We start from the raw sequence: 13,679 nt of genomic DNA on the forward strand, positions 1-13,679 counted from the left end.
CAGGCACCACCCGCGGCTTCGGCGAGGCAGAGTTCCGCCAGATCGCCGACCTGATCATCGAGGTGATCGACGGGCTGGCCGCCAACGGCGAAGACGGCAATGCGGATGTGGAAGCCGCGGTGCGCGCCAAGGTGGCCGGTCTCTGCGTCCGGTTCCCGCTGTACCCGAACCTGTAAGCCCCTGCAGGGTTGAGAGAAAAAGACCGCCGCGGCCCTCGCAGCCGCGGCGGTCTTCTGTTGCCGCAAAGGCGAGGCTCCCGCGCCCCGCAGGTGCATCAAAGATGCCCCGGCACGGGTCTTGGGCCCGGCAGCGCCCCTACGGGGCGCTGCCGGGCCCAAGACCCGCGCGGCGCCATGCCCAACGCTTTCAGGTCTGCCTCCGGCAGGCTGGAAAGGGGCGGGAGCGGCTCGTGGTTGCTTTCACCTTTTCACCTCCGGCTGTGTTTGATCTAAACGCTTTATGAACAACAAAAATTCAAACCGCACCCGCCGCCTGGAGCGCCGCCTTGGCGACAGGATGCGCGCGCATCTTCCATTGGCGCTCAGCGAATTCACCATGTTCACCCTGAAACAAGGCTGGGCCGCAATTTTCGGCATCCTGCTGCTGGGCGGGCTTATCGTAACCGGTTGGATCTGGCAGCCGGACTGGGTGCTGGCCCGTTATGACGCCTTGCTGATCTATGCGCTGGCGCTGCAGGCGCTGCTGCTGGCCGCCGACATGGAAAGCTGGCGCGAGGTGCGGGTCATCCTGCTGTTTCACCTGACTGGTACCGCGATGGAGATCTTCAAGGTGCAGGCGGGCAGCTGGGGCTATCCCGGCGGCGGCGCGATCAAACTCTATGACGTGCCGCTGTTTTCCGGTTTCATGTATGCAGCGGTCGGTTCCTACATGGCGCGGGTGATCCGGTTGTTTGACATGCGCTTTGCCCCCTATCCGCCGTTCTGGACCACGGTGCTGCTGGCCACTGCCATCTATGGCAACTTCTATGCCCATCATTTCCTGGCAGACATCCGGCTGGGCCTGTTTGCAGCAACGGTGCTGCTGTTTGCCCGCACCCGCATCTGGTTCCGCATTGGCGAGCGCCTTTACTGGATGCCGCTGCCGCTGGCCGCGTTTCTGTCCAGTTTCTTTCTGTGGCTGGCAGAAAACATCGGCACCAGCACCAAGACCTGGCTGTACAATGGCCAGGCCAGCGGCGAATGGGTGAGCCTGGCCAAGATGGGGTCCTGGTATCTGCTGCTCTATGTCAGTTTTGTCACCGTGACACTGGTGTTCCGCGAGGCGTTGTCACCTGTGGCGGCCCCAGCCCGGCAGATGGAAAACGCCCGCCAATAAAGGGCGGGCGCCGGGACGGTCTCACTTAAAGCGGATCAGAGATCCTGTTTCGCGTCGAGCAGCGCGTCTTCCAGCAGCTTTTCGTTGCGGGCGTCCTCGATCTTGCGGATGCGGTCTTCGCTGGAGCGATGGTCAAAGCGGTATTTCACCACGTTGATCAGGCTCAGTGTCAGCAACAGCACCCCCATGCCCCAATACCCTTTGGTGGCAAGCGGCACTTCGGTGGAAAGCCACAGGGACACCCCCAGCATCACATAAGCAATGGCAATGCCGGCAACGTTCAGAAGGATGATCAGCTTGTTATCGGTGTTGTCGGTATACATGTTTTATCTCCAGTAACTAAACTTGCTTAAGGTTGCCCGGCACGCCGGGACGTGGTTGGGCTCGCTCCCGGTCAGTCTTTAGCTTTCAGCCGGTTCAGCACATCGGCGGCAGTGCTGCGGCTGCGGGGGCCGAAACCGGCGTCCGCCAGATCATCACCAATTGTGCTGCCAGCCAGCTCACCGTCGATCTCGCGCAGGATTTCGCCCTGCTCGAACGGATCATCACGCTGCAGGACTTCGCTGATCAGCGCCTCTGCCTCCTCGGCCGGGCTGTCGCCGCCGGTGTGGCGGCGCAGGCGGCGCTGGATGTCCTGCTCGCGCCGGGTGGCGCGGGCGGCAATGGCGCCCTGCTTCAGGTCGGTGATGCGGCGGCTGGCGGTTTCCACCGACTGGCGCAGCTGCAAGATCCTTGTGTCGAGCCGGTCCAGGGTCTGGCGGCGGACCGTCAGCTCGTTTTCCATCTCTGCCACTGCCTGGGCTGCGCTTTGGGCCAGATCCTCGCGCCCGCCTTCCAGCGCTTCACCGGCCCGGGCCATCAGGTCCTGTACGCGTGTTTGCAGGGTCTCGATCTGGCGCTGTTCGGCGCGCTGGCGTTGGATCAGGCTGGCCAGGGTCAGCTTGGCTGCCTTCAGATTGCCTTCGGCCTCGCGGATCTTCTGGGTGATCAGCTCGATCGAATAGGTCTCCCGCAGTTGCTCTTCGGCCCGGGCATTGGCACCGGTGATCAGGGTCTTCAGAGTGGCGAACATCTCTTCCTCCAATTTGAACATCGTTCACGAAAAGAGTGATCGCACAAGTTTGAACGTCGTTCAAGAGCTATTTTGAACGACGTTCAAAAAAACTAAGATTTGCCGATTTGACGGAGCACCTGGGCAATCATCGTTTCGATCTGCTCTGGAGGCACGCCCGAGATGCGCCGCTCCAGCCCCAGCAGCACAATGCCATGCACCGAAGAGAACAGCGCCCGCACCATCAGGCCGGTTTCCTCTGCCCCCATCCCAGGGAACAGTTCCCCCACAGGGCGGGCGATATTGGCAAAGAGGCCCTCCAAGGCTTCCAGATACCAATCCGGCACCGGCCCCTCTGCCGTCATCTGCAAATCAAACAGCGCCCGCCACAGGTTGGTGTTCGCGATGGCAAAGTGCAGGTAGGCGTTGCTCATAAGGATCAGGCGGCTGGTGGGCGGCTCTGCGCAGGCATCCTCCACCGATGCCCTGACTGCAGCTCCCAGCTTGCGGAAGGTGCGCCCGTTCACCGCCATGATGATGGCATTCAGATCGTCGAAAGCGTTATAGATTGCCCCCAGCGCACAGCCCGCATCCTGCGCCAGATCGCGGGCGCGCAGCGCCCCTGCCCCGTCGCGTGCGATGCGGATCTCTGCCGCCTCCACCAGTTTTTCCCGCAGCGCCGCCTTGCGCGCCTCTACCTTGCCTGCCATGGCGCCTTGCCCTTCTTTGAACCGCGTTCAAAATACCGCAGGCAGCGGCGGCGTAAAGCGGGAAATCAGATCAAACCGCGCCACCGCAGGACCACAACCAGCAGGATCAGCACCACCAGCACAGAAAACCCCATGCTGCCCAGCACTCCCAGCCAAAAGCCCTTGCGCCGGTCGGCCAGGTCAATTTTCTGCAAATACGCCTTCACTTCGCGTGCGGCACCGCGCAACGGTTTCTCGTCCACGGTCGGCCGCAGCTTGGGGTGTTCCAGCATCGGCAGCGCATCGGCGAGTTTCATGCCCTGTTTATAGACCCGGCGCGGCAGGCGGCGGCGGGCGCGTTTCAATGCGGCGGCGAGATCGCCGGCGGCATGCTCACGCTCTTTCAGCAGCGTGCGGATCTCTTCGATGTCCTGATCCAGACTGGCGGCCATTCTGGCACTCTCCCTCAGCTGCCGTTCGCCGCCACCCTAGCCTGCGCCCGCGCCTGTCTCAATGGGGGTGGCAAGCCTTTGCCTGCGCGGGTATCTAGGGCTCATGCTGAACACGATCACACATGGCACTGCCACCGACAGAACCCCGCTGCTGATTGCCCACGGCCTTTATGGCTCGGCCCGGAATTGGGGTGTCATCGCAAAACGCCTGTCGGATGAACGGCTGGTGGTTGCAGTTGACATGCGCAATCATGGCGACAGCCCGCGGACGGACAGCCACACCTATCCGGAGCTGGCCGAAGACCTGGCCGGGGTGATTGCCGCCCATGGCGGGCAGATGGATGTGATCGGCCATTCGATGGGCGGCAAGGCGTCAATGATGCTGGCGCTGAACAATCCGCAGGCGGTGCGCCGCCTGGTGGTGGCCGATATCGCGCCTGTGGCCTACGGCCATACGCAGATCCAGTACATCCACGCCATGCGCACGGTGGATATGGAGACGGTGCTGCGCCGCCCAGAGGCCGCGGCGCAACTGGCCGAGGCCGGAGTGGAACCCGCCCTGCAAAGCTTTTTCACCCAGTCACTGGACATTCCCAACAAGCGTTGGAAACTGAACTTGGACACGCTAGCAGATCAGATGCCCCACATCATGTCCTTCCCGGAAACAAATGCCTCTTGGGAGGGTCCTGCGCTGTTCCTGTCCGGGTCCGAGTCGGCCTATGTTCTGCCCGAACACCGCGACGAGATCCGCGCACGTTTTCCCGCCGCCCGCTTTGCCAAACTGCCCGGCGCAGGCCATTGGCTGCATGCCGAGAAACCGCGGGAGTTCGAGGCCGCCGCGCGGGTGTTCCTGAACGCTTGAGCCTAAGGGCCTAGGCGCCGCGGGCGTAAAGCTGCTTGGCCACCAGCCAGGCCACCGGCATCCCCAGAACCGCACCGATGGCTGCCGAGGCCAGAATTGCCGGAACGTTGGTCATGCCTGCGACCAGAACTGCAATGACGCCGACGCCAGCCAAGCTGGAACCAATCAGCGAATATAGAACGGATGCAAGGCGCAACATGAGGTCTCTCCTATGCCTGTCGTGTCTCTTGAAGATCAGGCATAGGGATTCGTGAGTGCATTCGCTTTGATCAAGATCAGATGCCAAACCAGTCAATGAAGAATGAAAAAAGGCGGCCCCTAAGGCCCGCCATAAGCTGATACTCCGGGGAGGAAGATATCAGCCGGTTTCCACAAACACCCTGCCGTCCTCGACCCTGACAGGATAGGTCTTGAGGTCCTGATGCACCGGCGCTGACAGCGCCTTGCCGGTGCAGATATCAAACCGTCCGCCGTGCAGCGGGCATTCGATCACGCAGTCGATCACCAGACCGTCCTCCAGGCTCTGCTCCTCATGGGTGCACATCAGATCCGAGGCAAAAAAACCCTTATCGGTGTTGTAGATTGCGTATGATTTGCCCTCATGCTCCCAAGCGATCAAGTCCTCCTCGTCGATGTCATCGGTGGCGCAGGCGTCAATCCATTGGCTCATGCGTTTGGCTCCTGGTTTGGCATATTCTGAAAAGAGTTACATTGTCCGCTGCGCAACGCGCTCAACCGGGCCGCCTTCGGAAATCATATGCGGCGCCTGGCGGATAGTTGAGGCTTTGGTGGGGCGGCCCAGGCTGCGGCGCAGCACAACCGACAGAACCTCAAGATTGGTTTTGAAGAACCCCGGATCCGGGTCCGGTACCTGATCCTGCACCGCTTCGGCCAGTTTCGGCAGCGCATGAAACGGCACCTGCGGGTACAGATGATGTTCGACGTGGTTGTTCATCTTCATATAGAGGAACCCGGCCAGCCAGTTGCTGCGGAAAGAACGGGTGCTGTCCAGGATCGAGGGCGAGTTCTCCTGCAGCTCCACATGCTGGATCAGCGTGAACAGCAGCATGACAGGCGCGCCCAGCACCCGCGGAATGACAATCAGCCAGACCACCCACCAGATGCCAAAGAACGGCGCCGCGGCGATCAGCACATAAATCAACAGCATGATGCGCGCGTTGCGGGTCATCTTGGCGAACTCGCCTTCCGGCGTGACCATCTTCATGGTCTCGGTGTAGTGGCCCGCCGCCAGATGCACGAAGACCTGCATGTGGAAGCGCAACAGAGCAGTGCCGGTGATCTCGGCCAGCCAGCCGCCAAAGCCCATGGGCGTGTCGAAGGGCATCTGGCTGTCCTTGCCCACATGCCAGGTGTGAGTGTGGTGGTTGGTGTGGGTATAGCGGCGGTGCAGCGGCTCCTCCATATAGATCAGGGAGGTGACCCACAGCACCGCCTCATTCAGCCAGCGGCTGCGGAAGGCGGTGCCATGAGCGGTCTCATGGCTGAAGGAATAGGCCGGCACGGTCAGGAAGATGCCATGCAGCAGCATTGCGGGCCACATCCAGATCGTGCCAAGCGCAGCCCAGACCAGCGTGCCGGTGGCGGCCAGGAAGGCGACCCATTGCGCAAGGTAAATCAGGCCGGGCCTGTCGCTGCGGGCGGCGATGGATTTCAACGTCTTCTTGTCGAGCTTCACGCCCGAGGAAGCAGCGTTTGTGGGGACGTAATCAGGCATCTGGAACCTTCTGGATGGCTGAAGTGATGTTTCAATGGGATGCAGCAAGGCGCCGGGCAGCTGTCACAACTGCCCGTGGCTTCATTGCCTGGATGGAATGCCTGCCTTAGCTGGCGTAGTTGGAGCCTTCGTCGTCGAGGATCGCCTTCAGCTCGGCTAGGTGACGCTCCGCCTGATCCGGATAGTCCTCCAGCTCCTGCGCGGTCTTTTCGGCGACCGCGTCGCTCAGCACGCGCAGTTTCTGCCCCGTTTGAAGGGCCCGGATATAGGTCTCTGCAGCGCGCTCGAAATAATAGAGGCGGTTGAACGTGTCCGCGACCGTGTCGCCGATAATCAGCACCCCGTGGTTGCCCATGATCATGGTCTTGACCTTGGGATCGGCCAGCATCGACGCGCAGCGCGCGCCTTCATCGTCGAACGCCAGGCCGCCAAAATCGTTGTCGACCACATAGCGGTTGTAGAAGGTGGCGGTGTTCTGGTCGATCGGCGGCAAGGTGCTGTCGGCGAGGCAGGCCAGGACGGTGGCGTGGATCGAATGCACATGCATTACGCAGCGCGCATGCGGGCAAAGGCGGTGGATCGAGCCGTGCAGGCCCCAGGCAGTCGGGTCCGGCGCGTCAGGGCGCTCCATGGTCTTGGGGTCGTTGGCATCCAGAAACAGCAGGTCCGAGGCTTTGACGCGGGCAAAATGCACCTGGTTCGGGTTCATAAGGAACTGGCTGCCGTCCTCGTTCACCGCCAGGCTGAAGTGATTTGCCACCGCCTCGTGCATGTTCAGCCGCTCGGTCCAGCGGAAAGCAGCGGCCATATCGACGCGCTCCTGCCAATGGGTGAGGTTCGGGCTGAGATCCGTTTGCTTGTTCATTCTGGCGCCTCCGGGAAAGTTGCTGCGCTATTGGTGCCAGCCGCAATCGCTGCTGACAAACGATTGATTCACGCGTAATGCATTAATTGAACTAATGCATAGGTCATGCGTCCATGTCTTCGTCGCTGTCTTCCCCCGGATCCCCCTCCACGTCCCTGCCCCCCCTCACCTGGCTGCGCGCTTTTGAGGCCAGTGCCCGGCACCTGTCGTTCACCCGCGCCGCGGCGGAACTGAACCTGACGCAATCGGCAATCAGCCAGCATGTGCGCAGCCTGGAGAATTTCCTGGGCCGCGAGCTGTTCATTCGTAAAACCCGCGCGCTGGAACTGTCAGAAGCCGGCGCCAACTACATGCCGATCGTGCGCGAGGCTTTTGATCTGATTGCGGCCGGCACCCAGGCCTTTACCGGCGGCGATCAGGGCCGGCATCTGGTCTTGCAGTGCAATATGGCCTTTTCGGTGTTCTGGCTGTCACCCCGCCTGCCCCGGCTGTATGAAAAATTCCCCTGGCTGGTGCTGAACATTGTGACTCCGATCTGGGACCCCGAACGCCATGCCGCCAACGCAGGAACCGAGATCCGTTTTGGCCGCCCAGCCGACATGTCGGCAGCAGCGGTGCGGCTGACACGGGACCGGTTCTATCCGGTCTGCGCGCCGGGCTATCAAGGCGGTGCGGTGGATTTCAGCACGGCCCACTTGCTGGATTGCGGCGGCGTGACAGGCTCTTGGGGCGCGTGGTTCAAGTCGCGCGGGTTGCCGTTTGAACGCAACCACGAGATCAATCTGGCCTCCACCTACGTCATTGCCATGACGGCGGCCGTGAATGGCGCAGGCATTTCGATGTCGCATGACACGCTGGCGGGCGGGCTGCTGGAGAGCGGCCAGCTGGTCAAACCCAGCGAACATTCGGCGGAGCTGCTGGAAAACTATTTCCTGCTGCCGCCGCCCAGCCATACCAGCACCCCGGCGTCACGGGCGTTTCTGGAATGGCTGGAAGGTGAGATGCCGCCGGTTTAGAGCAGAACATGAGGCTCGCGCCTGACCCTGGGTGGGTGCGAAGCGCCCTCCCGTGGGGAGGGTCGGGCGCGGGCCTCTGGCCCGCCCCCAGAGGTACTTTCAACTTTTCCAAACATCACCTGCAAATAGTGCGCTATCCGCCCGCCTCTTGCGCGCTAGGCCGCACGCCGCTATATGCGCGGCACCGGTCGCAGCCTACCCGGTCACCAAAACAAGGGTTCAAACATGAAGACTATCGTTATCTGCTCGGGCGGGCTGGATTCCGTTTCGCTTGCCCATATGGTCGCTGAAGAACATCAGCTGACCCGTCTTGTCTCCTTTGACTATGGCCAACGCCACAAGAAGGAGCTCGACTACGCCGCCGCCGCTGCGCGCCGTCTGGGCGTGCCGCATGACATCATCGACATGCGGGGCATCGGTGCAGCACTTTCCGGCTCGGCCCTGACCGATGACATCGACGTGCCGGACGGCCATTACGAAGAAGAGACCATGAAGGTCACCGTGGTGCCGAACCGCAATGCCATCATGCTGACCATTGCCTATGGCATTGCTGCCGCCAACGGCGACGAGGCCGTCGCCACAGCGGTGCACGGCGGCGACCACTTCATCTATCCGGACTGCCGCCCGGCCTTTACCGAGGCGTTCGACACCATGCAGCGCGCGGCGCTGGATGGATACGCCGACGTCCGGCTTTACACGCCGTTTGTGCACGGCTCCAAGGGCGACATCGTCACTGCCGGTGCAGCGCACAACACCCCCTTTGCCGAGACCTGGTCCTGCTACAAGGGCGGCGACAAGCATTGCGGCCGCTGCGGCACTTGCGTGGAGCGGCGCGAAGCCTTCCATCTGGCCGGTGTCGAGGATCCGACGGAATACGCCGATCCCGATTTCTGGCAGCAGGCGATTGCCGGAAAGGACGGCGCCTAATGTTCCGGATTACCAAGGAGTTCCACTTCTCCGCCTCCCATCAGCTGACGCACTTGCCCGCTGACCATCAATGCGCCCGGCTGCACGGGCACAACTACGTCGTGGTGGTGGAAGTGGCGGCGAAGGAGCTGAATGCGGACGGTTTCGTGCGCGACTATCACGAGCTGAAGCCGCTGAAGGACTACATCGACGGCACCTTTGACCACCGGCACCTGAACGACGTGCTGGAAGGGCATTCAACCGCTGAAAACATGGCCAAGCATTTCTATGACTGGTGCCATGCGCGCTGGCCTGAAGTGACTGCAGTAAAGATCTCGGAAACCCCGAAAACCTGGGCGGAGTACCGGCCATGACCCTGCGCATCGCCGAAATCTTCGGCCCCACGATCCAGGGCGAAGGCGCCCTGATCGGGGAACCCACGGTGTTCGTCCGCGCCGGCGGCTGCGATTACCGCTGTTCGTGGTGCGACAGCATGCATGCGGTCGACAGCGCCTACCGCCATGACTGGGCAGTGATGGCCCCCGAAGAGGTCATGGGCGAGGTCCGGCGCTTGTCCGGCGGCAAACCTTTGACGGTGTCGATCTCCGGCGGCAACCCGGCGATCCAGGACTTTGCACCGGTGATTGCCTACGGCAAAGCCGAGGGCTACCGTTTTGCCTGTGAGACCCAAGGGTCCGTCAGCAAGCCGTGGTTCGGCGATCTCGACACATTGGTTCTCAGCCCCAAGCCGCCTTCCAGTGGCGAGAAGGTCGATTGGAAAACCTTCGACCAATGTCTTGAAGCCGCCAAGGGCTGCGGCCAGGCGGTGATGAAGATCGTGATCTTTGACGACAAGGATTACGCCTGGGCCAAGGCCGCCGCCGAACGCCACCCGGAACTGCCGCTGTATCTGCAGCCCGGCAATCCTGAGGTCGACCCGGCGCTGCCGGTCGACCTGAACCAGGCCACCGAGCGGCTGTTGTGGCTGATTGAAAAAGTGACCGGCGACGGCTGGTTCACCCCCCGCGTCCTGCCCCAGCTGCACGTGCTGGTCTGGGGCAACAAGCGCGGCGTCTGATTGGATAGGAACCCCGAAATGTCTGACAGCATCTACAGCAACCTGAAGCAACTGGGCGGCGACACCATCCTGCCCGCCAGCCCGGAACAGGCGGAACTGGAGCGGGTGCAGAACCCGCAGGCCGATGTGGCCTATAACGTTCGCTTCACCGCGCCGGAGTTCACTTCGCTCTGTCCGATGACAGGCCAGCCCGATTTTGCGCATCTGGTGATCGACTACGTGCCCGGCGAATGGCTGGTGGAGAGCAAATCGCTGAAGCTCTTCCTGACCTCCTTCCGCAACCACGGTGCCTTTCACGAAGATTGCACCGTCTCCATCGCCCGCCGCCTGGCCGATTTCCTGGAACCGCAGTGGCTGCGCATCGGCGGCTACTGGTACCCGCGTGGAGGCATCCCGATTGATGTGTTCTGGCAGACCGGCCCGATGCCCGAAGGCGTCTGGATCCCCGACCAGGGCGTGCCGCCCTATCGCGGCCGCGGCTGACACAACCCAGAGTACCTTTGACACGTTTGAGCCCGGCAGCGCAGTTGCCGGGCTTTTGCTATTTAAAACAGGCCATACCCCAGCCTTGGCAATCAGGCCGCAAGAGCTGGCGGGTTCAGTTTGAAATTCGAACAATTTACCGCAAAAGTAGTTAAGATTTTACAGAACCTGCACTCTGAGGCGGCGTCAGGAGACGATCCGGGCTATCCGGATACATAATTTTTGTGACGGGGGACCTTTATGAACTTTCTGGATTTGGGCAAAACGCTGTCGGGGTATTTGAACGCGCTTTCGCAGGCCGGCCTTCAGGTTGAAATGTTCACGGATTTTGAGAAAGTACCCGAAGCCGCCGCCGAAACCGGCCGCCAGTTCCAGATGCCGGGTTTTGCCATCGACCGGGCCGACCACACCCGGAACTCTGCCTTCTGGCTGTTCTTGAAGGAGGGGGACAGCTATGTCGGCGGTGCGGCCTCCATGCTGCAGGATCTGGGCCGCGAAACCCTGGCTGAGTTTCTGCTGCGCACTTCACGGCATCAGTTTCCCAATGATGCAGGCGGCGGCGTTGAGAGTGTCGCCGAACCGTTGGCGCGGGAGGTCAGCGGGCGGCTGGCCTATATCGGCGAACTGAATTTTCTGCCCGGCCATCGCGGCAAACGGGCGGAACGGCTGGAACCCTTCATGCGGATCTTTCAAATCCTGGCGATCCAGAAATGGGATGTGGATTGGATCTATGCCTTCATACCGGACCGCCACATGCAGGCCCGTCTGGACCTGGTTTACGGCTTCAGCCGGGCAATTCCGCGGGCGCAGAAGTGGCGCGATCCGGAACCGGAGGTGCGTAGCAGCACCGAGTGGTTTGTCGGCGCATCCCGGCTGGAAATGGAGCACATGCTGCAAAGCGACCTAGCCAAATTTGATGTCTTGTGAAAAATTGACCACCAGCAGCTTGCCGTCAGGCAGATAGACCGGCGCCAGCACCCGCCGGTACTGCCGGGTAAAGCGGCGCCCGTTCAGCAGCTTCACATCGATCGATGGATGGGTGATCACCGGCTCGCCGCGGCTGATCGCTTCGCTGTGCGCCATCACCAGATCAGCATTGAGCTTGTCGCTGAACCCGTTCAGGGTGTCCCGCAGCTGATCGCTGCTTGCCACTTCAAAGCAAACGGACGCCAGGCTGGCCGGACCTGACTTGATCGGCTGGATGCGGTTTCTTTCCGCGTCCGGCGGATTGAACAAGTCCACCTGATGCTGCAGCTGGTCAAAGCTTTCCAGGCGGCCGCTGTTGGCAAACCACCAGTCCAGGAAATCCTGCAGCGACACGTCGCAGCCGCGGTACTGGCGGGACCGGGCAGCCGCCTGCAACTGGGCATTGAGGATTTCAAAGGCCTTGCGTCCTGCCTCCCCCGCCTGGCGGTCCGGCAGCAGCTCGAGCCCAGCAGTGTCCGACGAGAAATAATGAAACGACACCCCCAGCCCGCGCGCCAGCGCATCGAGCATGCTCCAGCCGATTTCCCGCTCGTTCTTAAGCGCGCTGTTGAAAGTGCCATAGGGGATACCGCATTTCAGCGCCGCCTGCCGGTTGGACAGGTTCATATCCGTCAAAAGCGCTGAGATTTTTTTGTGGATAAGCGCCATATGCGTAAGATCTTTCACATTTCACGAAACATCTTACATAAAACAACCGGCAGAGCAATGCAGTCTATGCGCGATATTCTCAGCACCGTTGCAGGCGTGGGCTGAATGCACCCTGCCGGACATCACACCGGCACAAGTCAAACAGCCTAGTCTGCTGCATGTTTCTGCTACTGGAAAGTTTTTGGTGCGGACGGCGGGACTCGAACCCGCACGGCCATAAGGCCAGGAGATTTTAAGTCTCCGGTGTCTACCATTCCACCACGTCCGCACAAGGCGCTGCCATGCGGCGCCTTAGCTGCAGGTCTAGCCTTCTGAATTCATGCGGACAATCGGTTTTCAGCGTTTTGCTGGAATTTTTCCCGCAGTGCGGGCGCGGCTACAACTCGGTATCCCCCGCTCCTGCAGGCGCCAATGGCCCGCCCGGATCGGCCAGATAACGCTCTGGCAGCCAGGGGTTCAACGCCAGCGCCTCGGCCAAGGCCGCGCGTGCTTCCTCCAGCCGCGACAGGCCGTAAAGCGACAGTGCCCGTCCGCTCATCGCGGCAATATGGCGGGGCGACAATTCCAGCGCCCGGTTCAGATCCCGCAGCGCGGCGGCAAAGTCCCGGCGCAGGTAATGCACAAAGGCGCGCTGGTTGTAGCCCTCGGCATAGTCCGGGCAGTAAGCGATCAGCTGACCGAAATCCTCCAAAGCCCCCAGAAAATCAAAGGAAGTGCGCCTTGTCATCCCGCGGTCAAGCATCGCCTGAGCCTGCGCATCCGGCGCGTCGGCCCAGAACTCCCACATCCGGTTGGCAATTTCGCGCGCCTGACCTTCGGTGGCGGCCTTCTGCACCTCGTGCATCAACCCATCCAGCCGGGCGCTATGGTCTGGAGCAACCGGGCAGTCAGAGGCCTGCACAGGCGCAGACATCGTTAAAGCGGCGAAGACCCCGGCAATCCCGGTACAGCGAAGCGGTGTGCGTAACAAAACAAAAGGCATGCCCTATGCTGGCATATTTCACCATTCAATCAAGTCAACTGCCCGTGCGCGCATTCCTGCTGCCTCACAAAGGCGCCAATGCACCGTCTTCCTTTACCGCTTCCATCGCCACATAGGTTGAGGTTGAGGAGACATGCGGCAGCGAGGAAATCTTTTCGCCAAGAACCGACCGGTAGTCCGTCATCGAGCGGGTCCGCACCTTCAGCAGATAGTCGAAATGCGATGCCATCATATAGGCCTGTTCGATCTCCGGCAGTTTCGCCACGGCTGCGTTGAATTTAACCAGCGCCGCCTCCCGCGTGTCATCCAGCTTTACCTCAACAAAGGCGACATGATCCAGGCCAAGCCGGATCGGATCCACCAACGCCCGGTACCCGGTAATGGTGCCCTCGGCCTCAAGCCGCCTGAGACGTGTTTGAGTGGGCGTTTTCGACAAGCCGATTTTACGGGCCAGATCCGCAATGGATATCCGCCCGTCCTCACTCAGCACATTCAGAATCGCCCGGTCGAACCGATCAAGGTCCTGAAAGCTCATTTGGACTTTCCTTTTATAAACTATGCACCAATTCACCTAAGGATCTCACATCTTC

At 61.3% G+C, this 13,679-nt stretch carries 19 protein-coding genes, 1 tRNA gene and 1 pseudogene; 9 read left to right on the plus strand and 12 right to left on the minus strand.

The window, feature by feature from the left end:
* Positions 1-176: pseudogene (glyA, locus tag A2I95_RS04845) on the plus strand (serine hydroxymethyltransferase); the annotation flags it as partial.
* Between the two features lie 283 nt (positions 177-459).
* Complete coding sequence (locus A2I95_RS04850) at positions 460-1,335, plus strand: DUF817 domain-containing protein (RefSeq protein WP_291728410.1); 876 nt, start codon at positions 460-462, stop codon at positions 1,333-1,335.
* A gap of 35 nt (positions 1,336-1,370) precedes the next feature.
* Here A2I95_RS04850 and A2I95_RS04855 read toward each other — a convergent pair whose 3' ends face one another.
* The 4 genes from A2I95_RS04855 to A2I95_RS04870 all read right to left on the minus strand — a co-directional run bounded on the left by A2I95_RS04855 (position 1,371) and on the right by A2I95_RS04870 (position 3,527).
* On the minus strand, positions 1,371-1,658 hold the full coding sequence (locus tag A2I95_RS04855) for a hypothetical protein (protein ID WP_291728412.1): 288 nt from the start codon (positions 1,656-1,658) through the stop codon (positions 1,371-1,373).
* Positions 1,659-1,729: 71 nt separating this feature from the next.
* On the minus strand, positions 1,730-2,407 hold the full coding sequence (locus A2I95_RS04860; RefSeq protein WP_291728414.1) for a PspA/IM30 family protein: 678 nt from the start codon (positions 2,405-2,407) through the stop codon (positions 1,730-1,732).
* Positions 2,408-2,499: 92 nt separating this feature from the next.
* Positions 2,500-3,096, minus strand: a complete 597-nt coding sequence (locus A2I95_RS04865) for a TetR/AcrR family transcriptional regulator (RefSeq protein WP_291728416.1) — start codon at positions 3,094-3,096, stop codon at positions 2,500-2,502.
* A gap of 65 nt (positions 3,097-3,161) precedes the next feature.
* Positions 3,162-3,527 carry a hypothetical protein gene (locus tag A2I95_RS04870; RefSeq protein ID WP_291728418.1) on the minus strand — a complete coding sequence of 122 codons (366 nt, stop codon included), beginning with the start codon at positions 3,525-3,527 and terminating at the stop codon, positions 3,162-3,164.
* A 103-nt stretch (positions 3,528-3,630) separates the two neighbouring features.
* Here A2I95_RS04870 and A2I95_RS04875 point away from each other — a divergent pair, with 103 nt between their 5' ends.
* Positions 3,631-4,389 carry an alpha/beta fold hydrolase gene (locus tag A2I95_RS04875; RefSeq protein WP_291728420.1) on the plus strand — a complete coding sequence of 253 codons (759 nt, stop codon included), beginning with the start codon at positions 3,631-3,633 and terminating at the stop codon, positions 4,387-4,389.
* A 10-nt stretch (positions 4,390-4,399) separates the two neighbouring features.
* Here A2I95_RS04875 and A2I95_RS04880 read toward each other — a convergent pair whose 3' ends face one another.
* The 4 genes from A2I95_RS04880 to A2I95_RS04895 form a co-directional block, all read right to left on the minus strand.
* Complete coding sequence (locus A2I95_RS04880; RefSeq protein ID WP_291728422.1) at positions 4,400-4,588, minus strand: hypothetical protein; 189 nt, start codon at positions 4,586-4,588, stop codon at positions 4,400-4,402.
* A gap of 159 nt (positions 4,589-4,747) precedes the next feature.
* A complete protein-coding gene (locus A2I95_RS04885) occupies positions 4,748-5,059 on the minus strand; it encodes a non-heme iron oxygenase ferredoxin subunit (RefSeq protein ID WP_291728424.1) in 312 nt (103 codons plus the stop codon).
* Between the two features lie 36 nt (positions 5,060-5,095).
* Positions 5,096-6,124: a fatty acid desaturase gene (locus tag A2I95_RS04890; protein WP_291728426.1), complete on the minus strand. Its 1,029-nt coding sequence runs from the start codon at positions 6,122-6,124 to the stop codon at positions 5,096-5,098.
* A 106-nt stretch (positions 6,125-6,230) separates the two neighbouring features.
* The gene (locus tag A2I95_RS04895; protein ID WP_291728428.1) at positions 6,231-6,989 is read right to left on the minus strand and encodes a class II aldolase and adducin N-terminal domain-containing protein; all 759 of its coding nucleotides are present in this window, start codon (positions 6,987-6,989) and stop codon (positions 6,231-6,233) included.
* A gap of 113 nt (positions 6,990-7,102) precedes the next feature.
* On the opposite strand from A2I95_RS04895, the gene A2I95_RS04900 reads away from it, so the two are divergent.
* The 6 genes from A2I95_RS04900 to A2I95_RS04925 all read left to right on the plus strand — a co-directional run bounded on the left by A2I95_RS04900 (position 7,103) and on the right by A2I95_RS04925 (position 11,399).
* On the plus strand, positions 7,103-8,005 hold the full coding sequence (locus A2I95_RS04900; protein ID WP_291728429.1) for a LysR family transcriptional regulator: 903 nt from the start codon (positions 7,103-7,105) through the stop codon (positions 8,003-8,005).
* Positions 8,006-8,230: 225 nt separating this feature from the next.
* The gene (queC, locus tag A2I95_RS04905; protein WP_291728431.1) at positions 8,231-8,932 is read left to right on the plus strand and encodes a 7-cyano-7-deazaguanine synthase QueC; all 702 of its coding nucleotides are present in this window, start codon (positions 8,231-8,233) and stop codon (positions 8,930-8,932) included.
* Entirely contained in the window at positions 8,932-9,285 is a 354-nt protein-coding gene (gene queD / locus A2I95_RS04910) for a 6-carboxytetrahydropterin synthase QueD (RefSeq protein ID WP_291728433.1), read from the plus strand. Before queC ends, queD begins: the two co-directional genes overlap by 1 nt.
* Positions 9,282-9,989 (plus strand): 7-carboxy-7-deazaguanine synthase QueE, encoded by a 708-nt coding sequence (gene queE / locus A2I95_RS04915; RefSeq protein WP_291728435.1) that lies wholly within the window; start codon positions 9,282-9,284, stop codon positions 9,987-9,989. The genes queD and queE overlap by 4 nt, the downstream gene beginning before the upstream one ends.
* 18 nt (positions 9,990-10,007) lie before the next feature.
* Positions 10,008-10,472, plus strand: a complete 465-nt coding sequence (gene queF, locus A2I95_RS04920) for a preQ(1) synthase (protein WP_291728437.1) — start codon at positions 10,008-10,010, stop codon at positions 10,470-10,472.
* Positions 10,473-10,712: 240 nt separating this feature from the next.
* A complete protein-coding gene (locus tag A2I95_RS04925; protein WP_291728439.1) occupies positions 10,713-11,399 on the plus strand; it encodes a hypothetical protein in 687 nt (228 codons plus the stop codon).
* On the opposite strand, the gene A2I95_RS04930 is transcribed toward A2I95_RS04925, so the two are convergent.
* The 4 genes from A2I95_RS04930 to A2I95_RS04945 all read right to left on the minus strand — a co-directional run bounded on the left by A2I95_RS04930 (position 11,376) and on the right by A2I95_RS04945 (position 13,624).
* Positions 11,376-12,107 carry a helix-turn-helix transcriptional regulator gene (locus tag A2I95_RS04930; RefSeq protein ID WP_291728441.1) on the minus strand — a complete coding sequence of 244 codons (732 nt, stop codon included), beginning with the start codon at positions 12,105-12,107 and terminating at the stop codon, positions 11,376-11,378. The genes A2I95_RS04925 and A2I95_RS04930 overlap by 24 nt on opposite strands.
* Positions 12,108-12,289: 182 nt before the next feature.
* Positions 12,290-12,375 (minus strand) — tRNA-Leu (locus A2I95_RS04935).
* A gap of 108 nt (positions 12,376-12,483) precedes the next feature.
* Positions 12,484-13,020 (minus strand): tetratricopeptide repeat protein, encoded by a 537-nt coding sequence (locus A2I95_RS04940; RefSeq protein ID WP_291728442.1) that lies wholly within the window; start codon positions 13,018-13,020, stop codon positions 12,484-12,486.
* Between the two features lie 133 nt (positions 13,021-13,153).
* Positions 13,154-13,624 carry an Lrp/AsnC family transcriptional regulator gene (locus A2I95_RS04945; RefSeq protein WP_291728444.1) on the minus strand — a complete coding sequence of 157 codons (471 nt, stop codon included), beginning with the start codon at positions 13,622-13,624 and terminating at the stop codon, positions 13,154-13,156.
* Positions 13,625-13,679: the final 55 nt, after the last annotated feature.

The organism is Leisingera sp. F5, from assembly GCF_001593695.1.

Excerpts from the sequence above, each read along its gene's own strand:
- A2I95_RS04850 (WP_291728410.1), top strand. The coding sequence starts at position 460 with ATGAACAACAAAAATTCAAACCGCACCCGCCGCCTGGAGCGCCGCCTT.
- A2I95_RS04855 (WP_291728412.1), bottom strand. The coding sequence starts at position 1,658 with ATGTATACCGACAACACCGATAACAAGCTGATCATCCTTCTGAACGTT.
- A2I95_RS04860 (WP_291728414.1), bottom strand. The coding sequence starts at position 2,407 with ATGTTCGCCACTCTGAAGACCCTGATCACCGGTGCCAATGCCCGGGCC.
- A2I95_RS04865 (WP_291728416.1), bottom strand. The coding sequence starts at position 3,096 with ATGGCAGGCAAGGTAGAGGCGCGCAAGGCGGCGCTGCGGGAAAAACTG.
- A2I95_RS04870 (WP_291728418.1), bottom strand. The coding sequence starts at position 3,527 with ATGGCCGCCAGTCTGGATCAGGACATCGAAGAGATCCGCACGCTGCTG.
- A2I95_RS04875 (WP_291728420.1), top strand. The coding sequence starts at position 3,631 with ATGCTGAACACGATCACACATGGCACTGCCACCGACAGAACCCCGCTG.
- A2I95_RS04880 (WP_291728422.1), bottom strand. The coding sequence starts at position 4,588 with ATGTTGCGCCTTGCATCCGTTCTATATTCGCTGATTGGTTCCAGCTTG.
- A2I95_RS04885 (WP_291728424.1), bottom strand. The coding sequence starts at position 5,059 with ATGAGCCAATGGATTGACGCCTGCGCCACCGATGACATCGACGAGGAG.
- A2I95_RS04890 (WP_291728426.1), bottom strand. The coding sequence starts at position 6,124 with ATGCCTGATTACGTCCCCACAAACGCTGCTTCCTCGGGCGTGAAGCTC.
- A2I95_RS04895 (WP_291728428.1), bottom strand. The coding sequence starts at position 6,989 with ATGAACAAGCAAACGGATCTCAGCCCGAACCTCACCCATTGGCAGGAG.
- A2I95_RS04900 (WP_291728429.1), top strand. The coding sequence starts at position 7,103 with ATGTCTTCGTCGCTGTCTTCCCCCGGATCCCCCTCCACGTCCCTGCCC.
- queC (WP_291728431.1), top strand. The coding sequence starts at position 8,231 with ATGAAGACTATCGTTATCTGCTCGGGCGGGCTGGATTCCGTTTCGCTT.
- queD (WP_291728433.1), top strand. The coding sequence starts at position 8,932 with ATGTTCCGGATTACCAAGGAGTTCCACTTCTCCGCCTCCCATCAGCTG.
- queE (WP_291728435.1), top strand. The coding sequence starts at position 9,282 with ATGACCCTGCGCATCGCCGAAATCTTCGGCCCCACGATCCAGGGCGAA.
- queF (WP_291728437.1), top strand. The coding sequence starts at position 10,008 with ATGTCTGACAGCATCTACAGCAACCTGAAGCAACTGGGCGGCGACACC.
- A2I95_RS04925 (WP_291728439.1), top strand. The coding sequence starts at position 10,713 with ATGAACTTTCTGGATTTGGGCAAAACGCTGTCGGGGTATTTGAACGCG.
- A2I95_RS04930 (WP_291728441.1), bottom strand. The coding sequence starts at position 12,107 with ATGGCGCTTATCCACAAAAAAATCTCAGCGCTTTTGACGGATATGAAC.
- A2I95_RS04940 (WP_291728442.1), bottom strand. The coding sequence starts at position 13,020 with ATGTCTGCGCCTGTGCAGGCCTCTGACTGCCCGGTTGCTCCAGACCAT.
- A2I95_RS04945 (WP_291728444.1), bottom strand. The coding sequence starts at position 13,624 with ATGAGCTTTCAGGACCTTGATCGGTTCGACCGGGCGATTCTGAATGTG.